A 449-nucleotide genomic window follows, 5' to 3' on the forward strand; every position below is an offset into this window, starting at 1 on the left:
CCTTAATTATACCGGCGACCATCGTGCAGAAACGATACTACGTGAGCACCGCAGGATATTTGAAGAAGTGAAAAAGAAAAACAAAGAAGCAGCCAAACAGCATGTGCTGGCTCATTTCAATCATGACTGTGAGCATTTGAAGCATGTGCTTGAAGAAGGAAAAGAGAATTGATTGTATGATCCGGTACCAAGGGGAAGCAGAACCCTTGGTATTTTTTTATGCATTCACCACATATTTAAGCGGCCCCGTTAATAAGATTTTATGATGGTTTGACTAACGAATAATGGGGGTTAAACATGTTTATCCATATCGTCGGGCCTGGTGATTCTTTGTTTTCGATAGGCAGAAGATACGGTGCTTCTGTTGATCAAATACGGGGTGTGAATGGTTTAGATGAAACGAATATCGTGCCGGGGCAGGCTCTGCTTATCCCTCTTTATGTATATAC

The 449-nt window shown here is 41.9% G+C and carries 1 protein-coding gene and 1 pseudogene; both read left to right on the plus strand.

Features of this window, described 5'->3' with window-relative positions:
• A pseudogene (locus RVS70_RS22410) lies at window positions 1–172 on the plus strand (GntR family transcriptional regulator); the annotation flags it as partial.
• Between the two features lie 125 nt (window positions 173–297).
• Window positions 298–449 (plus strand): LysM peptidoglycan-binding domain-containing protein (locus RVS70_RS22415; RefSeq protein ID WP_321134922.1); only part of this gene is annotated, 152 nt, incomplete at its 3' end.

This window comes from Virgibacillus sp. M23, assembly GCF_034190895.1.
In the GTDB taxonomy this organism is placed as follows: domain Bacteria; phylum Bacillota; class Bacilli; order Bacillales; family Amphibacillaceae; genus Virgibacillus; species Virgibacillus salarius.